Source organism: Flavobacterium sp. FlaQc-30 (assembly GCF_044005885.1).
Classification (GTDB): Bacteria; Bacteroidota; Bacteroidia; order Flavobacteriales; family Flavobacteriaceae; genus Flavobacterium.
Map to the genome: position 1 here is coordinate 1 of NZ_JBIPCO010000048.1, position 267 is coordinate 267.

Here is a 267-nt window from a genome sequence, read left to right on the forward strand (position 1 = left end):
ATTATTTTTCCTGCCAGTAATCTAACTCTGGAAACTCAAGAGGTTCTCTGCCTTCCCATTTAGGAAATACGAAATCTTTAGGTAAAGTATACTTTGAAACTTCATATTTCTTTTTTCTTGTCTTTTCTACATTTAATTTTGCTGCTCTGAATTTCATTAGTTCAATTTTTTCTTTAAAATTTTCAATCCATATCCTTCCAAATGTGTATGGTTTATTTTCTGAAACTTTATCCATTCCTACAGTAAGAAATACATTATTGCCGTATT

1 protein-coding gene is annotated in these 267 nt (G+C 29.2%); it reads right to left on the minus strand.

Annotated features, from left to right (window positions below; genetic code table 11):
• Position 1: 1 nt before the first annotated feature.
• Positions 2–267: hypothetical protein (locus tag ACHRV0_RS21680; RefSeq protein ID WP_395442527.1), on the minus strand; the 266-nt coding region annotated here is incomplete at its 5' end.